This is a genomic window from Phreatobacter cathodiphilus (assembly GCF_003008515.1).
GTDB lineage: Bacteria > Pseudomonadota > Alphaproteobacteria > Rhizobiales > Phreatobacteraceae > Phreatobacter > Phreatobacter cathodiphilus.
This window is the reverse complement of the sequence record NZ_CP027668.1, coordinates 1,823,539-1,846,802: the sequence shown is the minus strand read 5'-3', so window position 1 is coordinate 1,846,802 and position 23,264 is coordinate 1,823,539. Positions and strand designations below refer to the sequence as shown.

The window sequence follows — 23,264 nt, the reverse complement described above, 5'->3', positions numbered from 1 at the left end:
GAGGGCGCGATGGTCAGTCGATGACCTCGCGGCGGAACTCCTTCCGCACCATGAAATAGAAGGGCACGGGCAGGAGCGGGGAGAAGCCCTTGGCGATGCGGTCGCCGAGCTCTTCCAGAACGACCGTGGTGATGGTCGGCAGGTCTTCGTGCAGCGCCTCGTCGAGGGTGAGCCATTTCAGCTCGGTGAGTTCGGCATGGGGTCCGACGACGCCCTCGATCCGGTGGGCGATGTGCTCGGCGTCGCAGGCGAAGAAGCGGGTGTCGAAGCGCTTCGGCCGGCGCGGCGGGGTGATGGCGCGGGCGACGAAGTGCAGCGATTCGAGATCCGGGAAGACGCCGTGCTCGGCGAAGGCTTCCCAGCCCTTGGGCACCGATTCCGGCTTGCCGGCGTCGCGGGTGCCGAGGAGAAGGCCGGTCTCCTCGCAGGTCTCGCGGATGGCGGTGAGGGCGAGCGAGCGCGCGCGCGACATGGAGGGGCGCTGGACGCGCGCCATCAGGCGGGCCTGGGCGCGGTCGTCGAGCGTGCCGTAGACGGGCATGGCCCGGTCGTCGGGATCGCGCCGGCCGCCGGGGAAAACGAACTTGCCGGGCATGAACTTGAGGTCGTGGCGGCGCTTGCCCATCAGCACCTTGGGCTTGGTGCCCGAGCGGTCGATCAGGATGAGGGTCGCCGCGTCGACCGGCTTCTGGTTGGCCCAGCGGGTCTCACGCTCTGTCTTGGTCAGGCGCTCGGCGAGAGCGATGCCCTTGTCGGTCACTGTATCTGTCCCTGTTGGCGGTCTTCGCCGAACTCGTCGAAGCCGTGCATGCGCATGGCCCACTGGTATCCCACGACGAGGCCCTTGAGGGGAGGCAGCAAAAGGAGGGACATGACAAGCGTCAGCGGCAGCCAGATGGCCGCATGAATCCAGAGCGAGGGCTGATAGGCGAGCTCGAACCACATGAGCAGCGGGACGATGACGTGGCCGACCACCATGATGGTCAGATAGGGCGGCGCGTCGTCGGCGCGGTGGTGGTGCAGTTCCTCGCCGCAGCTCTCGCAGACCGGCGCGACCTTCAGATAGGAGGTGAAGAGCCGGCCCTCGCCGCAGGCCGGGCAGCGGCAGACCATGCCGCGCCGCACGGCGGTCCAGAGGTCGCGCGCCGGACGAACGGGCTCGGCCACCGGCTGCCCCGTGAGGATCTGAACCGTCATTTCCGGCCTTTCTTCTTCCACGGCGGCCTGGAGGGCTTGTCGCCCGGCCTTGCGCGCCGCCCGTCGGAAAAGCCGTCGTCGCGCTTCTTGCGGCCTATGTGCGCCCCGCGGCCCGCGGGTGCAAGGCCGCTGCGACCATCGCTCATCAGTTCGAATCGCAGGGCTCCGGCCACCGGCGCCGCCTCGACGAGGCGCACCGTGACCGTGTCGCCGAGGCGCCAGGTCTCTCCCGTGCGGGTGCCGACCAGGGCCTGCAGGCCCTCCTCGTAGCGGTAATAGTCGCCGCCGATGGTGGAGGCGGGCACGAAGCCGTCGGCACCGGTGTCATCGAGCTTCACGAAGAGACCGGATCGGGTCATGCCGGAAATGCGGGCGCCGAAGACGTCGCCGACACGCTCTGAGAGATGGGCGGCGATCAGCCGGTCGATGGTCTCGCGCTCGGCCGCCATGGCGCGGCGCTCGGCGGCGGAAATCTCCGCGGCGATTTCGGCGAGGGAGGCCGCCTGGCCGTCGGTCAAGCCGTCCTGGCCGAAGCCGAGGGCGCGGATCAGGCCGCGGTGCACGATGAGGTCGGCGTAGCGGCGGATCGGCGAGGTGAAATGTGCGTAGCGGCGCAGGTTGAGGCCGAAATGGCCGATGTTCTCCGGATCGTATTGCGCCTGCGACTGCGAGCGCAGCACCACCTGATTGACCAGCTCGGCCGATTCCGTGCCTTTCGCCCGCGCCAGGATCTGGTTGAAGTTCGAGGGCCTCAGCAGCGCCGCCTTGGGCAACGAGATGTCGAGCGTCTTCAGGAACTCCTTGAGCGAGAGGAGCTTCTCCATGCTCGGCGCGTCATGGATGCGGTACATGCAAGGCGTGCGGTGCTTCTCCAGCGTCTCCGCGGCGCAGACGTTGGCGAGGATCATCATCTCCTCGATCAGCCGGTGCGCCTCCAGCCGCTCGGGGACGACCACGCGGTCGACGGTGCCGTCGGGCTTCAGCACGATCTTGCGCTCGGGCAGGTCGAGGTCGAGCGGTTCGCGGTCGTCACGCGCCCGCTTCAGCGCCGCATAGGCCTCCCAGAGCGGCTTCAGGATGGGCTCGACGAGACCGTCCGTCGTCTCGTCGGGGTGGCCGTCGACGGCGGCCTGGGCCTGGGCATAGGCGAGCTTGGCGGCCGAGCGCATCATGATGCGGTGGAAGCTGTGGCTCTTCCGGCGCCCGTCTGCGCGGATGACGACGCGGCAGGCGAGGGCGGGGCGGTCCTCGTGCGGTTTCAGCGAGCACAGGTCGTTGGAGATGCGCTCGGGCAGCATCGGCACGACGCGGTCGGGGAAATAAACCGAATTGCCGCGCACCGCCGCCTCGCGGTCGAGCGCCGTGCCAGGCCGCACATAGGCGGCGACGTCGGCGACGGCGATGGTCAGGATGAAGCCGCCGGCATTGTCATCGGAAGGGTCCGGCTCGGCGTGGACGGCGTCGTCGTGGTCCTTGGCGTCCGGCGGGTCGATGGTGACGAGGGGGAGCTTGCGCCAGTCCTCGCGCCGCCCGACCGAGACCGGCTCGGCCTTCTCGGCTTCCGCCAGCGTATCGGCGCGGAAGACGTGGGGGATGCCGTGCACCTCGAGGGCAATGAGCGACACGGCGCGCTCGGATTTGAGGTTGCCGAGCCGCTCGCGGACCTTGGCCACCGGCGGGCCGAAGCGCGAGGTTCGGACAATGTCGACCGCGACGAGGTCGCCGTCCTTCGCGTCGCCCGTCGCTTCCTCGGGAATGGCGAGTTCGCGGCCGACGTTCTTCTTGTCGATGGGCAGGAGCCGGCCGCCGTGCCCGGGCACGGCCCGGAAGACGCCGATGGTGCGCGAGCGGCCACGCTCCAGCACCTTCATGACCCGGCCGACCGGGCGGGGGTCGTCGCTGGGCGCTCCGCCGTCGGAGAGGCGCACCAGCGCCCGGTCGCCGACGCCCGGGACCGGATCGCCGGGGCGCGGGCGATGCGGTACGGCGATGACGATGGTGGGGGCGGCGCCGTGCTCCTCTTCGTCCCATTCGGCGGGACTGGCGACGAGGTCTCCCTCGGCGTCGCGCGCGTGGATGTCGACGACCACCACCGGCGGCAGCGCGCCGTGCTTCGACAGCTTGCCGCGGCCCCTGGCGACCAGGCCCTCGTCGACGATGTCCTTGAGCAGCGCCTTCAGCGCCGCCTTGTCGGCGCCGTGCAGACCGAAATGCCGCGTGATCTCACGCTTGCCCACCCGGCCGGATTGGCTGGCGATGAAGGCCAGGACCTCCTCGCGTGAGGGAAGGGCGGATGGAAGGCCGGTCTTGGATCTGCGGGGCAAATGACGTCCAGGTCAGGCCGGCGCGGAGGCGTCGGGCACGGTCAGGCTAGCCGATCGGCGGATTCGGGGAAACGCCGTTCGCGAGAGGCCTGGGCTCAAGCCTCCGATTTGGCAACCTTGGCCTTCGCCGCGGGTTTCGCCGTCTTGGACCCCTTGGCGGCGGCCTTCGACTTCGCGGCGGCCTTGGGCTTGGCTTCCGCAGAGGTCTTGGGCTTGGCGGCAGCCTTCGCCTTGCCGCGGGCAGGGCCCTTCTTGCCGGAGCCGGCGGCCTCCGCCCGGGCGGCGAGCAGGGGGACGGCCTCCTCCATGGTCAGCGTCGCGGCGTCCTTGCCCTTGGGCAGGGTGGCGTTGACCGCGCCGTGCTTCACGTAGGGGCCGTAGCGGCCGGCCATGACGGTGACGGGGCCGCCGAGGGTCGGATGTTCGCCGAGCTCGCGGCCCGCCGGGGCGCTGCCGCGGCCGAAGCGGCTCTTGGCGCCGCTCTCCTTGGCGATGACGAGATCGATGGCGCGGTTGGCGCCGATCGCCAGCACGTCGTCGTCCTTCTCCAGGTTGGCGTAGGTCTTCTCGTGCTGGACATAGGGGCCATAGCGGCCGATGCCGACGAGGATGGGCTTGCCGCTCTCGGGGTGCTTCGCGACCTCCTTCGGCAGTTCGAGGAGGGCGAGCGCCCGTTCGAGGTCGAGCCCGGCCGGCGTCATGCCCTTGGGCAGGGAGGAGCGCTTCGGCTTCTCGCCCTCGCCGAGCTGCACATAGGGGCCGAAGCGGCCGTCACGCACCGTGACTTCGAGGCCGGTGACCGGATCCTCGCCGAGCTTGCGCGTGCCGTCGGCTCCGGCCGAGGCGGGGCCGTCACCCTCCGAATCCGGGCCCGGCGCGGCGAGCTGGCGGGTGAAGCGGCATTCGGGATAGTTCGAGCAGCCGATGAAGGCGCCGAACTTGCCGAGCTTGAGGGACAGCGCGCCGGTGCCGCAGACGGGGCAGGCCCGCGGGTTGGAGCCGTCGCCCTTGTCGGGGAAGATGTGCGGCCCGAGGCTGTCGTTGAGCGCGGAGAGCACATCGGAGACGCGCAGCTCCTTGGTCTCGTCGATGGCGGCGGCGAAATCGCGCCAGAAGTCGCGCAGCAGCGCCTTCCAGTCGAGTTCGCTGTTGGAGACGAGGTCGAGCCGCTCCTCCAGGGCTGCGGTGAAGCCGTATTCGACGTAGCGCTCGAAGAAGTTTTCCAGGAAGGCGATGACGAGGCGGCCCTTGTCCTCGGGGACGAGGCGCTTCTTGTCGATCTTCACGTATTCCCGGTCCTGCAGGGTCTGCAGGGTCGAGGCATAGGTGGAGGGCCGGCCGATGCCGAGCTCCTCCATGCGCTTGACGAGGCTCGCCTCCGAATAGCGCGGCGGCGGCTCGGTGAAGTGCTGGGTGGTGGCGATGGCCTTGCGGGCGAGCTTCTCGCCGACCGTCATGGCCGGCAGGCGCTTGCCGTCCTCGTCGTCGCCGTCGTCGTCGCGGTCCTCGGTATAGAGGGTGAGGAAGCCGTCGAACTTCACCACCTGGCCGGTGGCGCGCAGCTCCAGCCGCCGGCCCATGGCGGTGCCGAGGCCGCCCACCGTCGCATCGATGTCGACCGTGGTCCGCTCGAGCTCGGCGCTCTCCATCTGCGAGGCGACGGTGCGCTTCCAGATGAGCTCGTAGAGGCGGGCCTGTTCCGGCTCGAGGAAGCGGGCGACCTCGCGCGGATGGCGGCGCGCGTCGGTCGGCCGGATGGCCTCGTGGGCCTCCTGGGCGTTCTTCTGCTTGGAGGTGTATTTGCGCGGCGCGCTCGGCAGATAGCGCGGCCCGAAATCCTTGCCGATGAGGCCGCGGATGGCGCTGACTGCCTCGGGCGCCACGTCGACGCCGTCGGTTCGCATATAGGTGATGAGGCCGACCGTCTCGCCGCCGATGTCGGTGCCCTCGTAGAGGCGCTGGGCCACCTGCATGGTGCGCGCCGGTGCGAAGCCGAGCTTGCGGCTCGCCTCCTGCTGGAGGGTCGAGGTGGTGAAGGGCGCGAAGGGGTGGCGCCGGGCGGGCTTGGCCTCGACGCCGGAGACGGCGAAATGGGCCTCCGCCAGCGCCTTCTCGAAGGCGCGGGCTTCGGCCTCGGTGCCGACGTCGAGCCGCTGGATCTTCTGTCCGTCGGCGCCGACGAGGCGGGCCTCGAAGGCTTCGCCGCGCGGCGTGGCGAGGGTCGCCACGAGGGACCAGTATTCCTTCTTGCGGAAGCGCTCGATCTCGGCCTCGCGCTCGCAGACCAGCCTCAACGCCACGGACTGGACGCGGCCGGCCGAGCGGGCGCCGGGCAGCTTGCGCCACAGCACCGGCGAGAGGCGGAACCCGACGAGATAGTCGAGGGCGCGGCGGGCGAGATAGGCCTCCACCAGGGCGGTGTCGATGGACCGCGGGGCGGCCATGGCCTCCTGCACGGCCTGTTTGGTGATGGCGTTGAAGGTGACGCGCTCGACCGGCATGTCCTTCAGGACGCGCTTGTCCCTCAGCGCCTCCAGAAGGTGCCAGGAAATGGCCTCGCCCTCGCGGTCGGGGTCGGTGGCGAGGATCAGCTTGTCGGCGCCCTTGACCAGCTTGGCGATCTCGCCGATGCGCTTGGCGCCGCGACCGTCCGCCTCCCAGACCATGGCGAAGTCGGCATCGGGATCCACGGACCCGTCCTTGGGGGGCAGGTCGCGCACATGGCCGAACGAGGCGACGACCTCGTAGTCCGGACCCAGATATTTGTTGATCGTCTTGGCCTTGGCCGGCGACTCGACGATGACGACGTTCACGGCCACGCGTCCCTGCCCCTCGGAATTGTCGGCTCGCCGTTGATGCGGTGCCAGAAGTCGGCCGGAACATGGGCACAAGGCCGGCCCAAGTCAAATCGCCACCGTTATGCCCGCATAACGAGTATTTTGCGTTGACACGTTTACTGGGTTGTAAATACCGTCGCGCGGTGGCGATGGCTTCGAAGACGGGGGAGCGATGGATGGCGGGCGATGGCGGACGACGCCGTTCGGGATCGCGCGGTTGCCGCGAGGGTGTGGCGGCGGCCGCGTCGCCCCGCGTCGGACGCGAGGACGTCGCCGCCTATGTCGCCCGCCTCGCGGCCGAGATGGTGGAACTGGCCCGCGTGGCGGATCTGCATCTGCTCGCCTATCTCGCCGACATGACCCGGCTGGAGGCCGAGCAGCAGGTGCGGCTGCTGCGCAGGACCCCGCAGATCGGCCCCGCGCCTCAGGCGAGGGACACGCGGCCACCGGAGTCGCGGTGAAGCCGGCCGGCGAGTTCGAGTTCGAGCAGGGCCACGCGCACCGCCGCGACGCCGAGGCCCGAGGCGCGCACCACGTCGTCGACGGTCACCGGGACGGGACCGAGCAGGCCGAGGATGCGCTGCCGGCCGTCGTCACCCGGATCGGCCTCCTCCATCGCGACCTCGTGCTCCTCCATGGCCGTCTCGTCAGGCGGCTGGGCGAGGATGGGCCGCAAGACCCCCAGAACGTCGTCCACCGATGTTACGAGCGTGGCGCCCTGCTTGAGCAGGCGGTTGGTGCCCTCGGCCCTGGGGTCGAGAGGGGAGCCGGGCACGGCGAAGACCTCGCGGTTCTCCTCCAGGGCCAGCCGCGCCGTGATGAGCGAGCCGGACCGCTCGGCGGCCTCCACCACGACGACGCCGACGGCAAGACCTGCGATCAGCCGGTTGCGCCGGGGGAAGTCGCGCGCCCGCGGCTCATGGCCCATGGGCATCTCGCTGACGGCGGCGCCGCCGGCGGCGAGGATGCGCGCCAGCAGCGGTTCGTGCTCCGCGGGATAGACGTGGTCCTGGCCGCCGGCGAGCACGGCGACGGTTCCCGTGGCGAGGGAGGCCTCGTGGGCCGCCGCGTCGATGCCGCGGGCGAGGCCGGAGACGGTGGTGAAGCCGGCCTCGCCGAGGCCGCGGGCGAGGAGTGCCGCCATCTTGATTCCGGCGATGGAGGCATTGCGCGAGCCGACGAGGCCGACCATCGGGCGGGTCAGGCAGGCGGGATCGCCGCGCAGCGCGACGAGCGGCGGGGCGGAGGCGATGCGGCGCAGGCGGTCCGGATAGTCGCGTTCGCCGATGGCGACGAAGCTCACCCCGAAGGCCGCGGCCCTCGCCATCTCCCGTTCCGCCTCCGCGAGGGTGGCGATGCGGATGGTGCGGGCGCCGCCGCGGCGGGAGAGGTCCGGCAGGGCGTCGAGGGCGGCGCCGGCGCTGCCGTAGATATTGATCAGCTCGCGGAAGGTGCGGGGGCCGACATTCTCGGAGCGCGACAGGCGCAGCCAGTCGAGCCTCTGGCGATCCGTCAACCGGATCGCGGCGGTGGGGCGCGCGAAGAGGTCGTCGCCCTGTCCGCTCATCCCGGCGGTTTCGCACTCTTGGCGCCGATGCGGCTCTCGGTGCCGGCGAGGAGCCGCGCGATATTCTCGTGGTGCTTGGCGACGGAGAGCGCCGTCATGGCGGCGAAGACGAGGACGGTCGGCCAGCCGAGCCCCATGAAGAAGAGGACGACGGGGGTCGCGGCGCTGGCGACGAGTGCGGCGAGCGAGGAGTAGCGGAAGGCGAAGGCCATGGCGATCCAGATGGCGGCGAAGATCAGGAAAGCCGGCCAGTGGATGGCCAGGAGGACACCGAGGAAGGTCGCGACGCCCTTGCCGCCCTTGAAGCCGAGCCAGACCGGGAAGAGGTGGCCGAGAAAGGCGCCAAGGCCGGCGGCGAGGGCCGCAGCAGGCCCGAACCAGGCGGCGACAAGGACGGCGGCGGTGCCCTTCAGCCCGTCGAGGAGGAGGGTCGCCGCCGCGAGCTTCCTGTTGCCCGTGCGCAGGACATTGGTGGCGCCGATATTGCCGGAGCCGATGGCGCGGATGTCGCCGAGGCCGGCGCTGCGCGTCAGCACCAGGCCGAAGGGGATCGAGCCGAGGAGATAGCCGAAGGCGAGGGCGGCGGCGAGGAGGGGAAGCGATGCGGATGTCATGGGGCGGGCACCGGGATCGTGAAGGACAGGCTAGAGCCAATCGGCCCGCGAAGGCCATGCCCCCGACGGGCAGAATCGGCGCTCCGCACGAAAAAAGTGTGGCCGCGCGATCAGCCGGCGACGGCGTGAACGGTGCGGCCGCCGACGATGGTGCGCAGGACGCGGCCGCTCATGCGCGCCTCGTCGAAGGGCGAGTTCTTGCATTTGGACCTGAGGTCGTCGCGGTCCAGGACCCAGGGCGTGTCGAGGTCGATGACCACGAGATCGGCGGCCTCGCCGCGCGCCAGCGTGCCGCCGGGCAGGCGGAGAAGCTGGGCGGGCGCCGTCGACAGGGCGCGCAGCAGGGTCGCCAGCGGCACGAGGCCGCCATGGACGAGCCTCAGGGCCGCCGGCAGCATGGTCTCGACACCGACCGCTCCGGGAGCCGCCTCGGCGAAGGGCAGGCGCTTGGTCTCGACGTCCTGCGGGTCGTGATCGGAGACCACGACGTCGATCGTCCCGTCGGCGACGGCGTCGGCGAGGGCGAGGCGGTCGTCCTCGGTGCGCAGCGGCGGCGACAGCTTGCAGAAGGTGCGGTAGCTGCCGATGTCGTTCTCGTTGAGGGTGAGGTGGTTGATGGACACGGCGGCGGTGACCGGCAGTCCCTCGTTCTTCGCCCGGGCGATGATGGCGAGAGAGTCGCGGCAGGTGACGGAAGCGGCGTGGTAGCGCGCGCCGGTGAGCTTCACGAGACGGATGTCGCGCTCGAGCATGATGGTCTCGGCCTCGACGGGAATGCCGGCGAGCCCCAGGCGCGAGGCGAACTCGCCCTCGTTCATCACGCCCTCGCCGACGAGCGAGGGCTCCTCGGTGTGATGGACGATGAGGGCGTCGAAGTCGCGCGCATAGGTCATGGCCCGGCGCATCACCAGGGCGTCGGTGACGGAGCGCGCGCCATCGGTGAAGGCGACGGCGCCGGCCTCCTGCAGCAGGCCGAATTCGGTCATCTCGCGGCCGGCGAGCTTCTTGGTGATGGCCGCCATGGGGTGGAAGCGGACGATGCCGGTGTCGCGCGCGCGCCGGAGTAGGAAGTCGACGATGGCGGGATCGTCGACGGCAGGGTCGGTGGCCGGCTGGCTGACGAGGGTGGTGACGCCGCCCGCCGCCGCGGCGGCCGTGGCCGAGGCGATGGTCTCGCGGTACTCGTAGCCGGGCTCTCCGACGAAGCAGCGCATGTCGACGAGGCCCGGCGCGACGATGCGCCCGCCGCAATCGACGGTCTCGGTCCCTTCGGGGGCGGCGCCGGGCGCGAGATGCGGGCCGGCATCGGCGATGAGACCGTCGCGGACGAGGAGGCCGCCATGGACCTGCGTGCCGGCCGCGGGATCGACCAGCAGGGCATTGGCGAGGAGGAGGGGGCGCTGTGCGGTCATCGGCTTCGCCCTCACGCGTTCGGCAGGTTGCGGGCGAGGGCTTCCAGCACCGCCATGCGCACGGCGACGCCCATCTCCACCTGTTCGCGGATGAGCGACTGGGCGCCGTCCGCCACGGCGGTCGAGATCTCGACGCCGCGGTTCATGGGGCCGGGATGCATGACGAGGGCATCGGGCTTCGCATAGCGGAGCTTGACCTCGTCGAGGCCGAAATAGTGGAAATACTCCTGCACCGAGGGCACGAAGGAGCCGTTCATCCGCTCGCGCTGGAGGCGCAGCATCATGACGATGTCGACGTCCTTCAGGCCCTCCTTCATGTCGCGATAGACCTCGACGCCGAGGCGCTCGGCAGCGGCGGGCAGCAGCGTCGACGGGCCGATGGCGCGGACTCGCGCCTGCATCTGGTTCAACAGGATGATGTTGGAGCGCGCCACCCGCGAATGCAGGATGTCGCCGCAGATGGCGACCGTGAGCCGCTCGATGCGGCCCTTGTTGCGGCGGATGGTGAGGGCGTCGAGCAGCGCCTGCGTCGGGTGCTCGTGGGTGCCGTCGCCGGCATTGACCACCGAGCAGTCCACCTTGTTCGCCAGCAGTTCCACCGCTCCCGAGGCGGCGTGCCGCATGATCAGGATGTCGGGATGCATGGCGTTGAGGGTGAGCGCCGTGTCGATCAGCGTCTCGCCCTTCTTGATCGAGGACTGGGCCACCGACATGTTCATCACATCGGCGCCGAGGCGCTTGCCGGCGAGCTCGAAGGACGACTGGGTCCTGGTCGAGGCCTCGAAGAAGAGGTTGATCTGGGTGCGCCCGCGCAAGGACGTGCGCTTCTTCTCGATCTGCCGGTTGAGGGTGACGAACTCCTCGGCGAGGTCGAGGAGACCGGTGATCTCGGCGGGGGAAAGCCCCTCGATCCCGAGCAAGTGCCGGCGCTTCAGCACGAAGGACGAAGGGTCTTGGGTCATAAGCCCCGGGCTTTAAGCGGAGTCGGACGACCCCGCAAGCGCCGTGTCACTCCGCCGCGTCCTGTTTCCCCAGGCGCTTGTCGAGATAGCCGCCGACGACCTCCATGAGCGGGTCGATGGCGTTCTCGAAGAAGTGGTTGGCGCCGGGCACGACCTGCTGCTCGATGACGATGCCCTTCTGCGTCTTCAGCTTCTCGACGAGGCCCTGGACGGCGGTGAGCGGCACCACCGCGTCCTTGTCGCCGTGGACGATGAGACCGGAGGAGGGGCAGGGGGCGAGGAAGGAGAAGTCGTAGAGGTTGGCCGGCGGGGCGATGGAGATGAAGCCCTCCACCTCCGGGCGGCGCATGAGGAGCTGCATGCCGATCCAGGCGCCGAAGGAGAAACCGGCGATCCAGCAGGTGCGCGCTTCCGGATTGATCGCCTGGGCATAGTCGAGGGCGGCGGCGGCATCGGAGAGCTCGCCGACGCCGTGGTCGAAGGCGCCCTGGCTGCGGCCGACGCCGCGGAAGTTGAAGCGCAGGACCGAGAAGCCGCGGTTCACGAACTGATAGTAGCAGTTGTAGACGATCTGGTTGTTCATCGTGCCGCCGAACTGCGGATGCGGGTGCAGCACGATGCCGATGGGAGCGGAGCGGACCTTGGCGGGATGATAGCGCCCTTCGATCCGGCCTGCCGGACCGTTGAAGATGACTTCAGGCATCGGAAATCCTCGTCATGGTGGCCCATCGACACCGAAACCCGCCGGTAAGTCCGCGGCTTCGATGGAGTTCCGACCTTGACAGGGCGGCAGGGCGGCTCTAGAGTTTAGAATAATTCTAAACGCTTTCCCCTCCCGCTCTTCTGCTCGGGACGGGACTGGCGTATCGGGGTCGGGCCTATAGCACGAACCCGGCCTCCAATGCCAAGTTTTTCCGACAGGGCCTCTCCCCCGATGACCCGCGTCTATCTGGACCACAATGCCACGACGCCGCTCCGCAGGGAAGCGCGCGCGGCCATGGTCGCGGCGCTGGACATGACGGGCAACGCCTCGGCGGTGCACGGCGACGGTCGCGCCGCCCGGCGCCTGATCGAGGAGGCGCGCGCCTCGGTCGCCACCCTGGTCGGTGCGGACCCTCGCTGCGTCACTTTCACCTCGGGGGGGAGCGAGGCGGCGGCCACCTTGCTGTCGCCGGATTTCGTCGGCCGCGACGGCGCGGTGCAGGGTTTTGCCCGGCTGATCGTCTCGGCGGTGGAGCACTCCTGCGTTCTCGCCGGTGGTCGCTTCGCGCCGGAAGCCGTCATGGTCTGCCCGGTGGACGGATCCGGGCGCGTCGACCTTGCCGCGCTCGCCGCCTTGCTCGCGGACGGCGAGGGCCGGGCGCTCGTCGCCGTCATGGCGGCCAACAACGAAACCGGGGTGATCCAGCCGCTCGCCGAGGTCGCGGCGCTGTGTCGCGCCCATGGGGCGGGCCTCGTGGTGGACGCGGTGCAGGCGCTCGGCAAGCTGCCGCTCGCGATCGGCGAACTCGACTGCGACGCGCTCTTCGTCTCCGCTCACAAGATCGGTGGCCCTCAGGGCGTCGGTGCCGTCGTCGCCGCCTCGGAGGCGGTCGCTCTTTCGCCGCTGGTGCGCGGCGGCGGCCAGGAGGGCCGGCGTCGCGCGGGAACCGAGAACCTGCCGGGGATCGCCGGCTTCGGCGCGGCCGCTGCGGCGATCGGGCCGGTCTTCGCGGCGGAGATGGAGCGGATTGCCGCACTTCGGGACTGGCTGGAGGGCGAAATCGTCACTATTTCGGGGGCGAGCCGCGTCGTCGGCTTGCCAGCGGCCCGTCTGGCCAATACGAGCCTGACGGTCCATCCGGGCCTGGAGGGGGAGACGGCGGTGATCGCCCTCGATCTCTCGGGCGTCGCGGTATCGACCGGCTCGGCCTGCGCCTCGGGCAAGATCGCTCCCAGCCACGTTCTGGCGGCGATGGGACTCGCGCCGGCGGAGGCCCGCTCGGCCCTGCGTGTCAGCCTCGGCTGGACGACGACCCGTGAGGACGTGGAACGGTTCATGGCGGCCTTTGCCGCCCATGCCAGGATGATCGCGGCGCGCGCCGCGTGATGCGAATGCCAACCTGCGGCCCTTGAAGCCGCGAGGATGTGAGGAGAAGACCATGCCCGCGGTTCAGGAAACCGTCGAACAGGTCCGTGCGATCGACGTCGACCAGTACAAGTACGGGTTTTCGACCGAGATCGAGATGGAACTCGCCCCCAAGGGCCTGTCCGAGGACATCGTGCGCTACATCTCGGCGCGGAAGAACGAGCCGGCGTGGATGCTGGAATGGCGGCTGGACGCCTACCGCCGCTGGCTGACCATGCGCGAGCCGGAGTGGGCGCGCGTCGACTATCCGGCCATCGACTTCCAGGACATGTATTATTACGCGGCGCCGAAATCGAACGCCGCGCCGAAGTCGCTGGACGAGATCGATCCCGCCATCCTCGAGACCTACAAGAAGCTCGGCATCCCGCTGCGCGAGCAGGAGATCCTCGCCGGCGTCGCTCCCGAGAACCGGATCGCCGTGGACGCCGTCTTCGACAGCGTCTCGGTGGTCACCACCTTCAAGGAGGAGCTGAAGAAGTCGGGCGTCATCTTCTGCTCGATCTCGGAGGCCTTGCAGGAGCACCCGGAGCTGGTGCGCCAGTATATCGGCTCGGTGGTTCCGACGACCGACAACTTCTATGCGACGCTGAACGCCGCCGTCTTCTCCGACGGCTCCTTCGTCTACATCCCGCCGGGCGTGCGCTGCCCGATGGAGCTGTCGACCTATTTCCGCATCAACGAGCAGAAGACCGGCCAGTTCGAGCGCACGCTGATCATCGCCGACAAGGGCTCCTACGTGAGCTATCTCGAAGGCTGCACCGCGCCGATGCGCGACGAGAACCAGCTCCACGCGGCGGTCGTCGAGCTGATCGCCCACGACGATGCCGAGATCAAGTATTCCACCGTCCAGAACTGGTTCCCCGGCGATGCCGAGGGCAAGGGCGGCATCTACAACTTCGTCACCAAGCGCGGCGATTGCCGCGGCGCGCGTTCGAAGATCTCGTGGACGCAGGTGGAGACCGGCTCGGCCATCACCTGGAAATATCCGAGCTGCATCCTGCGCGGCGATGACAGCCAGGGCGAGTTCTACTCGATCGCCGTGTCGAACGGTGCCCAGCAGGTCGATTCCGGCACCAAGATGATCCACCTCGGCAAGAATACCCGGTCGCGGATCATCTCCAAGGGCATTTCGGCGGGTCGCTCGCAGAACACCTACCGCGGCCTGGTCTCGGCCCATCGCCGGGCGACCAACGCCAAGAACTTCACCAATTGCGACTCGCTGCTGATCGGCAACGCCTGCGGCGCGCACACGGTGCCCTATATCGAGAGCAAGACGGCCTCGGCGGTCTTCGAGCACGAGGCCACCACCTCGAAAGTGTCCGAGGACCAGATGTTCTACTGCATGCAGCGCGGGCTGACGCAGGAAGAGGCCATCGCGCTCATCGTCAACGGCTTCGTCAAGGACGTCCTCCAGCAGCTCCCGATGGAGTTCATGGTGGAGGCCCAGAAGCTCATCGCCATCTCGCTGGAAGGCTCGGTCGGCTGATCCGCCGGCCCGCTCCACCTCATACAGGCCGCCCCGCCGCGGCCCGTCCGTGATGTCAAGGACCACCCCCATGTCGCTGCTCGAAATCAAGAATCTGACCGCCAAGCTCGCCGACGAGGACAAACAGATCCTCAACGGCCTGAACCTCACCGTCGAGAAGGGCCAGGTCGCCGCCATCATGGGCCCGAACGGCTCCGGCAAGTCGACGCTCTCCTATGTGCTCGCCGGTCGCGAGGACTATGAGGTCACTGACGGTGAGGCGCTGCTGGACGGCGAGAACATCCTCGAGCTCGACCCGGACGAGCGGGCCGCCAAGGGCCTGTTCCTCGCCTTCCAGTACCCGATCGAGATTCCCGGCGTCGGCCAGATGACCTTCCTGAAGGCGGCCATCAACGCGCAGCGCCGCAAGAACGGCCTCGACGAGATCGCCACGCCCGAGTTCATCAAGCTGGTGAATTCCCGCGCCAAGGAGCTCGGCATCTCGCAGGACATGCTGAAGCGTTCGGTCAACGTCGGCTTCTCGGGCGGCGAGAAGAAGCGCAACGAGATCCTGCAGATGGCGCTGCTGCAGCCCAAGCTCGCCATCCTCGACGAGACCGATTCCGGCCTCGACATCGACGCGCTGAAGATCGTCGCCGACGGCGTCAACGCCATGCGTTCACCCGACCGCGGCTTCGTCGTCATCACGCACTATCAGCGCCTGCTCGACTATATCAAGCCGGACGTCGTGCACGTGCTGTCGGCCGGCCGCATCATCAAGACCGGCGGTCCGGAACTCGCCCTCGAGCTTGAGGCCAAGGGCTATGCCGACATCGTCGGCAAGGCCGCGTGAGCATGGCCATGAACGCTGTCACCCCCATCAGAACCCCGGCCGAACAGGCGCTGATCGGCGCCTTTGGCACCCTGCGCGACACCGGTCCGGCGGGCGCCGCCCTCGAGGGCCTGCGCATCGACGGCTTCTCCCGCTTCGAGGCGAACGGCCTGCCGCATCGCCGGGTCGAGGACTGGAAGTACACCGACCTGCGCGCGATGATGCGCGAGGCGAAGCCGCTCGCCGCGGCGCCCGACGCCTCGGCGCTGCTCGCGGCGAAGGTCGCGGTCGGCCGCCTGCCGCGTGTCGGCGGCAGCCGTATCGTGCTCGTCGACGGCTTCCACGCGCCCGATCTCGCCGACGGCGGTCCGCTGCCCGAGGGCGTCACCGTCTCCGGCCTCGCCGAGGCCATGGTACGGCGGCCCGACGTCGCGGCGCTGCTCGCGGGCCAGCCGGCAACCCGGGCCAACACCGCCTTCGCCCTCAACAACGCCTTCCTCACCGACGGCCTGCTGATCGAGGTGGCTCCCGGTGTCGAGCTCGGCCATGCGCTCGACCTCGTCTCCATCACGTCGGACGGCGCACCGCGCCTCGTCACCTCGCGTGTCGTCGTGGTGGTGGGGGCAGGGGCCTCGGCCGGCATCGTCGAGACCCATGTCGGTCCGGCGGGCGTCGACTATCAGAAGAACGTGGTGATGCAGGTCGTCGTGCGCGACGGCGCGACGCTCGAGCACGGCCGCCGCCAGGTCGAGGGCGACCAGGCCCTGCACCTGTCGACGCTGGAGGCCAATGTCGGCGCCGAAGCCCATTTCGACTCGCTGACGCTCACCACGGGCGCCGCCGTGTCGCGCAGCCAGCTCTTCGTGCGCTTCTCCGGCGAGCATTCCGACGTGACGCTGCGCGGCGTCACCATGCTCAAGGGCCGCCAGCACGCCGACACGGCGCTGGTGACGGATCACGCGGTGCCGCACTGCCAGAGCCGCGAAACCTTCAAGCACATCCTCGACGGCGAGGCCCACGGCGTGTTCCAGGGAAAGATCATCGTCCAGCCGGTGGCGCAGAAGACCGACGGGCGGATGATGAGCCAGACGATCATGCTGGCCGAAGGTCCGTCGATGGACAACAAGCCGGAGCTTGAGATCTTCGCCGATGACGTCGCCTGCGCCCACGGCTGCACCTGCGGCGAGCTGGACGCGGACCTGATGTTCTACCTGAAGGCGCGCGGCATCCCCCACAAGGAGGCCGAGGCGCTTCTGGTGGAGGCTTTCGCGCGTGAGGCCATCGAGGATTTCGGCGGTGGGCCGCTGGCGGTGGTGGAGGAACTGCGCGAGGCGATGCTCGCCTCCGTGACCGAGTGGATGCGGGCGAGGACCTGAGGCCATGACAGCGCCAGGCCAGCATCCGGCTGTCGCGAACGGCGGCTATGACGTCGATCTCATCCGCAAGGACTTCCCCGCCCTGGCGCTGAAGCCCTACGGCAAGGACCTGGTCTATCTCGACAACGCCGCCTCGGCGCAGAAGCCGCGGGCGGTGATCGACCGCATCAGCCACGCCTACGAGAGCGAATACGCCAACGTCCACCGCGGCCTGCACTATCTCGCCAATGCAGCGACCGAGGCCTACGAGGCCGCGCGCGAGAGCGTGCGCGCCTTCCTGAACGCGCCCTCGGTCGACCAGATCGTCTTCACCCGCAATGCGTCCGAGGCCATCAATCTGGTGGCCGCCTCCTTCGGCGGAACGGTGATCGGGGAGGGCGACGAGATCGTCCTGTCGATCATGGAGCACCACTCCAACATCGTGCCCTGGCACTTCCACCGGGAGAGGCGGGGGGCGAAGCTCGTCTGGGCGCCGATCGACGAGGAGGGGAACTTCCTCGTCGAGGAGTTCGAGAAACTGCTCGGGCCCCGCGTCAAGATGGTGGCGCTGACCCACATGTCGAACGCGCTCGGCACCGTCGTGCCGGTCAAGGAGTGCATCCGGCTGGCGCATGCGCGCGGCATCCCGGTGCTGGTCGACGGGTCGCAGGCCGCCGTCCACATGGAGGTCGACGTCCAGGACCTCGACGCCGACTTCTACGTCTTCACCGGTCACAAGGTCTACGGGCCCACCGGCATCGGCGTTCTGTACGGCAAGAAGGACCTCCTGGAGCGGATGCCGCCCTACAACGGCGGCGGCGAGATGATCTCCGTCGTCACCACCGAGGGCGTCACCTACAACGATCCGCCGCACCGTTTCGAGGCGGGCACGCCGGCCATCGTCCAGGCCATCGGCCTGGGAGCTGCGCTCGACTACATGCGCTCCATCGGCCGCCCGGCGATCCGCGCCCACGAGGACAGCCTGGTGCGCTACGCCCAGGATCGACTGGGGGCGATCAACTCGCTGCGCATCTTCGGCACGGCGCGGGACAAGGGGGCCATCGTCTCCTTCGAGATGAAGGGGGCCCATGCCCACGACGTCGCCACCGTGATCGACCGCTACGGCGTGGCGGTTCGCGCCGGCACCCATTGCGCCCAGCCGCTGCTTCAGCGATATGGCGTGACATCGACCTGCCGCGCCTCGTTCGGCCTCTACAACACGGCCGAAGAGGTGGACCGCCTTGCGGATGCCCTCCTCAAGGCCCAATCTCTCTTCGGCTGAGCCCTTCCGCCAGCCTCAGACCCACGGACCTTGAACCCGATGGACGAGTCCCAGACCCTGAACACCACCGTCGGTGGTGACACCGCCGCCATCCCGCCGGAAGAGCTGGATCGCCTGACCGACGACATCGTCGCGGCCATGAAATCGGTCTACGACCCGGAAATTCCCTCCGACATCTACGAGCTCGGCCTCATCTACCGGGTCGACATCGACGATGCCCGCAAGGTCTCCATCGACATGACGCTGACCTCGCCGTCCTGCCCGGCGGCGGCCGAGCTGCCGGGGATGGTCGAGAATGCGGTGGCCAGCGTGCCCGGCGTGTCGGAGGCCAAGGTCACCATCACGTTCGATCCGCCCTGGGACCAGAGCCGCATGTCGGACGAGGCGCGCGTCGCCCTCAACATGTGGTGACCGGGCGGCCGGCAACAGGGATTTAACTGAGGCCCGGCACTCTCTATATTGACGGGAGCGCTTTGAACGCCGGACCTTGAATCCGGGTGCCTTCGGAGACCGAAATGCCTTTGCCCAAGATGCAGGCCATGCGCCTGACCCAGGCGGCCGCAGACCGCGTCAGGGAGCTCGTCGAGGCCTCCGGCCATGCGAGCGCCGGACTGCGCGTGGGCGTGACCAAAGGCGGTTGCGCCGGCATGGAATACACGATGGAATTCGTCGATGCGCCGGCCAAATTCGACGAGATCGTCGAGGATCGCGGCGTCCGCGTCTTCATCGACGCCAAGGCGGTGCTCTATCTCCTCGGTACGGAGATGGATTACGTCACCGACAAGCTGTCGGCGAAATTCGTCTTCAACAATCCGAACCAGACCTCGGCCTGCGGCTGCGGCGAATCGATCGCCCTGACCCCGGCCCGCCCCGAGGCGCTCGGCGCCGCCTGACCGTGGCGGCCTTCGATCCCGACTTTCTCGTGGATCTGTTCGCCCCGTTTGCGCGCGTCACCGTCCGGCGCATGTTCTCCGGCTACGGCGTCTATCGCGAGGGGCGGGTCTTCGCCTGGGCGCTGACGGAAGGCATTTTCCTCAAGACCGACGAGGAGACCGCCGGCGCCTTCGACGCGGCGGGGCTCGCCATCTTCGTCTATCGGACGAAGGACGGCGCGCGCAGCGTCGGCAGCTACCGTCGGATGCCGGATAGCTGCTTCGACGACGAGGGCGAGTTGCGGCACTGGGCGGGGCTGGCCTGGCAAGCGGCGCTGAGGGCGCCGGTCAAGGCCGGCAAGGGGCTCAGGCGACCTTGAGTTCGGCTTCCGGATCGGTCTCGCAGACGACGCGGTTGCGGCCGTTGCGCTTGGCGGCATAGAGGCAGCGGTCGGCGCGCTCGTAGAGGCTCGCCGCGGTGTCGCCGGGCCGGAAGGCGGCGACGCCGAGCGAGATGGTGATGCGTCCGAGGTTCTCGCTGGTCGAGCGCTTGATCAGCTCCTTGGTCATGACCGAGCGGCGGATATGCTCGGCGACGGTGACCGCCGCGCGCAGCGTGGTGTCGGGCAGGATGATGGCGAATTCCTCGCCGCCGTAGCGGCAGGCGAGATCCTGACCCTTGACGTTCTGCTTCACGGAAAGGGCGACGAGGCGCAGCACCTGGTCGCCGGTGAGGTGGCCGAAGGTGTCGTTGAACTTCTTGAAATGGTCGATGTCGCTGACCAGCAGGCTGAGCGGCGTCTCTGCCTTATTGGCGAGCGCCACGGCCTTGGCGATGGACTGGTCGTAATATTTGCGGTTGCCGAGCGAGGTGAGGGGGTCGGTCAGGGATTCCGTGCGGACCGCGTCGAGATTGTCCTGCAGGAGCTTGATCTCGCTGCGGGAGGCCTTCAGTCGCTGCTCCAGCGCCTTGTTGTTGGCCTCGATCTCGCGCGTGGAGCGGATCAGCGTCTCGATGATCGTGCGCACGCCCTCCGGCGAGCCGACCGAAGCGAGCCGCGCGGTCGCGCCGGCGAGGTCGTTGCCATAGGCGCTCGCCTGGCCGGCGGCCGAATCGATCATGGTCATGACGTGCTCGATCTCGTCCATGACCCGGTTGCCGACGACGTCGATCTTCTCGCCCATCCGGCTCTGGGAGAGGAAATTCTCGTAGATCGTGTCGAGCTGATCCTGGGAGATGCTGCCCTTTTCGGACAGGACGAGATTCACGGCGTCGGACAGTTCCGCGTGGTAACCGGAGGCATAGCAGTACCAGACCTCGTAGTTGCGGGGCACGGCAGCGAGGCTGCGCCCCTTGATCTGGGAGAACGCGAGCTCGCCGAAGCTGTAGCTGCGCTCTATGTCGTCGCGGGTGTGCATCGGGCGGCCCTGTCCTGGGGAAAGAAGGAGCGACGCAGTGCGCGCTCCCCCCTCTGCCGAGGCTAGCCCCTGAATGCTTTATCGCGGGTAAAAATCAGACCTTACCCAACGTCATTTTCCGCGATAGGTCACGGGCCGAAGAAGAAATTGCGGCAGGTGCGACATGTCGGCCTCCTCGGCGGAGGAGGCACGCGCGGGTGCCCTGTCGCGGACCGGGGCAGGGGCCGCTTCGGCGCGGGCGGGACGTTCCGCACGCTCGGGGCGCCCCCCGGTGCGGGGTGCCGCAGGGCGCGGCTCGGCCGACCGGCGCGCCGGGCGCTCCTCGGAACTGCGCTCGCTGCGGCCAGAGGCCGCACGGGATCCGCGGCCGCCGCCGGCGCCGCGGCGCTCGCGGCGCGCCTCGCTCGCCTCTTCCTCCGAGATGGGGTCGCCCGCCCATTCGATCGACTGGCCGATCAGCTTCTCGATGGCCGAGAGGTTCTTGGAATCCTCGGGGGTCACGATGGTGATGGCGGTGCCGAGGCGCCCGGCGCGACCGGTGCGGCCGATGCGGTGGACATAGTCCTCGGCGTGGTGGGGCGTGTCGTAGTTGAAGACGTGGCTGACGTCGGGAATGTCGAGGCCGCGGGCGGCGACGTCGGAGGCGACGAGAAGCTGCGTCTTGCCGTCGCGGAAGCCGGCGAGGGCGGCCATGCGGGCGCTCTGGTCCATGTCGCCGTGCAGGGCGGCGACGGAGAACTCGTGCTTCTGCAGGGACTTGTAGACGGTGGCGACCTCGCTCTTGCGATTGCAGAAGATGATCGCGTTCTTCAGGTTCTCGGCACCGCGGATGAGGGCGCGCAGCGTGTCGCGCTTCTCGAAATCCTTCTTTCCGGAGCGCACGAGGCGCTGGGTGATGGTGGTGGCTGTGGAGGCCGCACGGCTGACCTCGACCTTCACCGGATTGTGCAGGAACTGCTCGGTGATGCGCTGGATCTCCGGCGGCATGGTGGCCGTGAAGAACAGCGTCTGGCGGGTGAAGGGCACCATCTTGCAGATGCGCTCGATGTCCGGGATGAAGCCCATGTCGAGCATGCGGTCGGCCTCGTCGATGACGAGGAGCTCGACGCCGGTGAGCAGCAGGCGGCCGCGCTCGAAATGGTCGAGCAGGCGGCCCGGCGTGGCGATGAGGACGTCGACACCGCGGGTGAGCTTGGCGTCCTGGTCACCGAAGGAGACGCCGCCGATGAGCAGGGCGACGCTGAGCTTGTGGTTGACGCCGTATTTGACGAAGTTCTCCTCGACCTGGGCGGCGAGTTCGCGCGTCGGCTCGAGGATCAGCGTGCGCGGCATGCGGGCGCGGGCGCGGCCCTCTTCCAGCATGGTGATCATCGGCAGGGTGAAGGCGGCTGTCTTGCCGGTGCCGGTCTGGGCGATGCCGAGGACGTCGCGGCGGGCCAGGACGTGCGGGATGGCCTGGGCCTGGATGGGGGTCGGTTCGGTATAGCCGGCCGAAGCCACGGCTGCCTGAACCTTGGCGCTGAGGCCGAGTTCGGAAAACGACATGTTGTGAGAGTGTCCTTGTGGTCTGGCGGGGTCTTGCGACGATGTCTTGAGGCGTTCGGCGCGAACGGATTTCGCGCTTGGCGGCCCCTAGAACCCACGAGGCCGAACGGACAGAGCAGCGAAGGGCCGGCATTCCGGTAATCCTTCGTCGCAGCGCAACATAGTCTCAATTGGTCGATTGTCAACGATTGCGACCTGTGCGAACGGTCTGCCGCGCTGTGGATTTGGCGGGATTCGCCGCGCATGGTGAAGGATCAGGACCATGACGACTCCCGCCTCGCAGCGGCCTTCCGGCCGGCCGCCTCTCGTTCTCGTGCCCGGCCTGAACTGCACCGCCGACCTGTTCGCGCCGCAGGTCGAAGCCCTGTCCGGCCGTTACGACATTGCCATCGCCGACCATTCCCAGGACGAGACCATCGCCGCGATCGCCCGCCGACTGCTCGCCACGGCGCCGCCGCGCTTCGCTCTCGCGGGACTCTCCCTGGGCGGCTATGTGGCGCTGGAGGTCATGCGGCAGGCGCCGCAGCGGGTGGAGCGGCTCGCCCTCCTCGACACGCGGGCGAGCGCCGACGCGCCGGAGGACACCGAGCTCAGGCAGGTGGCGATCAAGTTCGCCGAAACCGGCCGCTTCGACGACATCCACGGCATTCTCTGGCCGCGCCTCGTCCATATCCGTCGGCTCGGCGACGAGGCGCTGGAGGCGGCGGTGCGGCGCATGGCCGATCGGACCGGGCCCGCACGCTTCATCCGCCAGCAACGGGCGGTGATGGCCAGGCCCGCCTACGAGGCGGGGCTCAAGGCGATCCGCTGCCCGACGCTCGTTCTGGTGGGCGAGGACGACGCCATCACCCCGCGCTTCATGTCCGAGGACATGGCGGAGGCGATTGGGGGGTCGCGGCTGGTGGTGGTGCCCGACTGCGGCCACCTGTCGACGCTGGAACGGCCCGAGGCGGTGAACGCGGCGCTGGAATCCTGGCTCGCCGCCTGAACTCAGCGCAGAGCGGAAAAGCTCACCTCGCCCGGCGGGCCGATGGCGAGGACGTAGCGGCGGCTGCGGCCGGTGCCGATGATCCGCCCGTCGATGACGACGCGGGCGCCGTTCGCCTCCGGCTCGACGCGGTAATCCTCGATGCCGACGCGCCAGTCGAAGACCTCCGGGATTTCCTCGGTGGCGGCGATGGCGGGGCGGCCCGAGGCCGCGTCCGGGCGGTTGAGCCATTGCACGAAGAGGCGCTGGGCCCCGTCCGGCGAGCCGGAGCGGAGGAGAACGATGCGGGACGTGCCCTCGCGCTCCCCGGTTGTCCAGGTGCCGGTGGCGCGCACGAACATGATCTCGGGGGCGAGGGAGGAGAGGGCGCGGACGGGGTCGGGGGACTGGGCGCGAGCGGGCAGGGGGGCGACGCCTGCCGCCAGCAGCACCCATCCCATCGAGGCCGCTGCAAGCCGGCCCATC

Annotated in this window: 22 protein-coding genes; 10 read left to right on the top strand and 12 right to left on the bottom strand. The window is 69.0% G+C overall.

Translation table 11 applies throughout. The features are described 5' to 3' along the window. Window positions 1-13: 13 nt before the first annotated feature. The 4 genes from C6569_RS09040 to topA all read right to left on the bottom strand — a co-directional run bounded on the left by C6569_RS09040 (window position 14) and on the right by topA (window position 6,334). The gene (locus C6569_RS09040; protein WP_106748535.1) at window positions 14-760 is read right to left on the bottom strand and encodes an NUDIX hydrolase; all 747 of its coding nucleotides are present in this window, start codon (window positions 758-760) and stop codon (window positions 14-16) included. After that, on the bottom strand, window positions 757-1,197 hold the full coding sequence (locus C6569_RS09035) for a DUF983 domain-containing protein (RefSeq protein ID WP_106748534.1): 441 nt from the start codon (window positions 1,195-1,197) through the stop codon (window positions 757-759). Before C6569_RS09035 ends, C6569_RS09040 begins: the two co-directional genes overlap by 4 nt. Further along, window positions 1,194-3,521 carry a ribonuclease R gene (rnr, locus tag C6569_RS09030; protein WP_106748533.1) on the bottom strand — a complete coding sequence of 776 codons (2,328 nt, stop codon included), beginning with the start codon at window positions 3,519-3,521 and terminating at the stop codon, window positions 1,194-1,196. Before rnr ends, C6569_RS09035 begins: the two co-directional genes overlap by 4 nt. A 95-nt stretch (window positions 3,522-3,616) precedes the next feature. Next, window positions 3,617-6,334 (bottom strand): type I DNA topoisomerase, encoded by a 2,718-nt coding sequence (topA, locus tag C6569_RS09025; RefSeq protein WP_106750968.1) that lies wholly within the window; start codon window positions 6,332-6,334, stop codon window positions 3,617-3,619. Window positions 6,335-6,534: 200 nt separating this feature from the next. Here topA and C6569_RS09020 point away from each other — a divergent pair, with 200 nt between their 5' ends. Next, entirely contained in the window at window positions 6,535-6,819 is a 285-nt protein-coding gene (locus tag C6569_RS09020) for a hypothetical protein (protein ID WP_146144765.1), read from the top strand. Here the strand turns inward: C6569_RS09020 and dprA are convergent. The 5 genes from dprA to C6569_RS08995 form a co-directional block, all read right to left on the bottom strand. Further along, complete coding sequence (gene dprA, locus C6569_RS09015) at window positions 6,783-7,925, bottom strand: DNA-processing protein DprA (RefSeq protein ID WP_106748531.1); 1,143 nt, start codon at window positions 7,923-7,925, stop codon at window positions 6,783-6,785. The genes C6569_RS09020 and dprA overlap by 37 nt on opposite strands. Beyond that, window positions 7,922-8,539, bottom strand: coding sequence for a glycerol-3-phosphate 1-O-acyltransferase PlsY (gene plsY / locus C6569_RS09010; RefSeq protein WP_106748530.1), 618 nt, complete (start codon window positions 8,537-8,539; stop codon window positions 7,922-7,924). The genes dprA and plsY overlap by 4 nt, the downstream gene beginning before the upstream one ends. A gap of 110 nt (window positions 8,540-8,649) precedes the next feature. Further along, on the bottom strand, window positions 8,650-9,951 hold the full coding sequence (locus C6569_RS09005) for a dihydroorotase (protein WP_106748529.1): 1,302 nt from the start codon (window positions 9,949-9,951) through the stop codon (window positions 8,650-8,652). Between the two features lie 11 nt (window positions 9,952-9,962). Beyond that, on the bottom strand, window positions 9,963-10,913 hold the full coding sequence (locus tag C6569_RS09000) for an aspartate carbamoyltransferase catalytic subunit (RefSeq protein ID WP_106748528.1): 951 nt from the start codon (window positions 10,911-10,913) through the stop codon (window positions 9,963-9,965). Between the two features lie 46 nt (window positions 10,914-10,959). Beyond that, window positions 10,960-11,616 (bottom strand): alpha/beta hydrolase, encoded by a 657-nt coding sequence (locus tag C6569_RS08995; protein ID WP_106748527.1) that lies wholly within the window; start codon window positions 11,614-11,616, stop codon window positions 10,960-10,962. A 231-nt stretch (window positions 11,617-11,847) separates the two neighbouring features. Here C6569_RS08995 and C6569_RS08990 point away from each other — a divergent pair, with 231 nt between their 5' ends. The 8 genes from C6569_RS08990 (at window position 11,848) to C6569_RS08955 (ending at window position 19,227) form a co-directional block, all read left to right on the top strand. Then, entirely contained in the window at window positions 11,848-13,002 is a 1,155-nt protein-coding gene (locus C6569_RS08990; RefSeq protein ID WP_106748526.1) for a cysteine desulfurase family protein, read from the top strand. Between the two features lie 52 nt (window positions 13,003-13,054). Further along, a complete protein-coding gene (gene sufB / locus C6569_RS08985; protein ID WP_106748525.1) occupies window positions 13,055-14,527 on the top strand; it encodes a Fe-S cluster assembly protein SufB in 1,473 nt (490 codons plus the stop codon). 76 nt (window positions 14,528-14,603) lie between these two features. Next, window positions 14,604-15,359: a Fe-S cluster assembly ATPase SufC gene (sufC, locus tag C6569_RS08980; protein WP_106750967.1), complete on the top strand. Its 756-nt coding sequence runs from the start codon at window positions 14,604-14,606 to the stop codon at window positions 15,357-15,359. 8 nt (window positions 15,360-15,367) lie between these two features. Further along, window positions 15,368-16,714, top strand: coding sequence for a Fe-S cluster assembly protein SufD (gene sufD, locus C6569_RS08975; RefSeq protein WP_181313968.1), 1,347 nt, complete (start codon window positions 15,368-15,370; stop codon window positions 16,712-16,714). 4 nt (window positions 16,715-16,718) lie between these two features. Continuing rightward, on the top strand, window positions 16,719-17,975 hold the full coding sequence (locus tag C6569_RS08970) for a cysteine desulfurase (RefSeq protein WP_106748523.1): 1,257 nt from the start codon (window positions 16,719-16,721) through the stop codon (window positions 17,973-17,975). A gap of 39 nt (window positions 17,976-18,014) precedes the next feature. Further along, the gene (locus C6569_RS08965; protein ID WP_106748522.1) at window positions 18,015-18,386 is read left to right on the top strand and encodes an SUF system Fe-S cluster assembly protein; all 372 of its coding nucleotides are present in this window, start codon (window positions 18,015-18,017) and stop codon (window positions 18,384-18,386) included. Window positions 18,387-18,490: 104 nt separating this feature from the next. Continuing rightward, window positions 18,491-18,868: a Fe-S cluster assembly scaffold SufA gene (gene sufA / locus C6569_RS08960; RefSeq protein WP_245898278.1), complete on the top strand. Its 378-nt coding sequence runs from the start codon at window positions 18,491-18,493 to the stop codon at window positions 18,866-18,868. A 29-nt stretch (window positions 18,869-18,897) separates the two neighbouring features. Then, window positions 18,898-19,227: a TfoX/Sxy family protein gene (locus C6569_RS08955; RefSeq protein ID WP_146144764.1), complete on the top strand. Its 330-nt coding sequence runs from the start codon at window positions 18,898-18,900 to the stop codon at window positions 19,225-19,227. Here the strand turns inward: C6569_RS08955 and C6569_RS08950 are convergent. Both C6569_RS08950 and C6569_RS08945 read right to left on the bottom strand, forming a co-directional pair. Then, entirely contained in the window at window positions 19,214-20,266 is a 1,053-nt protein-coding gene (locus tag C6569_RS08950; protein ID WP_106748520.1) for a GGDEF domain-containing protein, read from the bottom strand. The genes C6569_RS08955 and C6569_RS08950 overlap by 14 nt on opposite strands. 111 nt (window positions 20,267-20,377) lie before the next feature. Continuing rightward, window positions 20,378-21,811 (bottom strand): DEAD/DEAH box helicase, encoded by a 1,434-nt coding sequence (locus C6569_RS08945; RefSeq protein WP_106748519.1) that lies wholly within the window; start codon window positions 21,809-21,811, stop codon window positions 20,378-20,380. Window positions 21,812-22,073: 262 nt separating this feature from the next. On the opposite strand from C6569_RS08945, the gene C6569_RS08940 reads away from it, so the two are divergent. Next, on the top strand, window positions 22,074-22,799 hold the full coding sequence (locus C6569_RS08940; RefSeq protein ID WP_106748518.1) for an alpha/beta fold hydrolase: 726 nt from the start codon (window positions 22,074-22,076) through the stop codon (window positions 22,797-22,799). 2 nt (window positions 22,800-22,801) lie between these two features. Here C6569_RS08940 and C6569_RS08935 read toward each other — a convergent pair whose 3' ends face one another. Next, window positions 22,802-23,263, bottom strand: coding sequence for a hypothetical protein (locus C6569_RS08935; protein ID WP_106748517.1), 462 nt, complete (start codon window positions 23,261-23,263; stop codon window positions 22,802-22,804). Window position 23,264: the final 1 nt, after the last annotated feature.

Bases quoted from the DNA above. Each gene is read 5' to 3' on its own strand.
- C6569_RS08995 (WP_106748527.1), bottom strand. From the start codon at position 11,616: ATGCCTGAAGTCATCTTCAACGGTCCGGCAGGCCGGATCGAAGGGCGC.
- C6569_RS09005 (WP_106748529.1), bottom strand. From the start codon at position 9,951: ATGACCGCACAGCGCCCCCTCCTCCTCGCCAATGCCCTGCTGGTCGAT.
- C6569_RS09000 (WP_106748528.1), bottom strand. From the start codon at position 10,913: ATGACCCAAGACCCTTCGTCCTTCGTGCTGAAGCGCCGGCACTTGCTC.
- C6569_RS08940 (WP_106748518.1), top strand. From the start codon at position 22,074: ATGACGACTCCCGCCTCGCAGCGGCCTTCCGGCCGGCCGCCTCTCGTT.
- C6569_RS09035 (WP_106748534.1), bottom strand. From the start codon at position 1,197: ATGACGGTTCAGATCCTCACGGGGCAGCCGGTGGCCGAGCCCGTTCGT.
- sufB (WP_106748525.1), top strand. From the start codon at position 13,055: ATGCCCGCGGTTCAGGAAACCGTCGAACAGGTCCGTGCGATCGACGTC.
- sufA (WP_245898278.1), top strand. From the start codon at position 18,491: ATGCCTTTGCCCAAGATGCAGGCCATGCGCCTGACCCAGGCGGCCGCA.
- C6569_RS08970 (WP_106748523.1), top strand. From the start codon at position 16,719: ATGACAGCGCCAGGCCAGCATCCGGCTGTCGCGAACGGCGGCTATGAC.
- plsY (WP_106748530.1), bottom strand. From the start codon at position 8,539: ATGACATCCGCATCGCTTCCCCTCCTCGCCGCCGCCCTCGCCTTCGGC.
- C6569_RS08935 (WP_106748517.1), bottom strand. From the start codon at position 23,263: ATGGGCCGGCTTGCAGCGGCCTCGATGGGATGGGTGCTGCTGGCGGCA.
- C6569_RS08945 (WP_106748519.1), bottom strand. From the start codon at position 21,811: ATGTCGTTTTCCGAACTCGGCCTCAGCGCCAAGGTTCAGGCAGCCGTG.
- C6569_RS08965 (WP_106748522.1), top strand. From the start codon at position 18,015: ATGGACGAGTCCCAGACCCTGAACACCACCGTCGGTGGTGACACCGCC.
- C6569_RS09020 (WP_146144765.1), top strand. From the start codon at position 6,535: ATGGCGGGCGATGGCGGACGACGCCGTTCGGGATCGCGCGGTTGCCGC.
- C6569_RS08950 (WP_106748520.1), bottom strand. From the start codon at position 20,266: ATGCACACCCGCGACGACATAGAGCGCAGCTACAGCTTCGGCGAGCTC.
- sufD (WP_181313968.1), top strand. From the start codon at position 15,368: ATGAACGCTGTCACCCCCATCAGAACCCCGGCCGAACAGGCGCTGATC.
- C6569_RS08990 (WP_106748526.1), top strand. From the start codon at position 11,848: ATGACCCGCGTCTATCTGGACCACAATGCCACGACGCCGCTCCGCAGG.
- dprA (WP_106748531.1), bottom strand. From the start codon at position 7,925: ATGAGCGGACAGGGCGACGACCTCTTCGCGCGCCCCACCGCCGCGATC.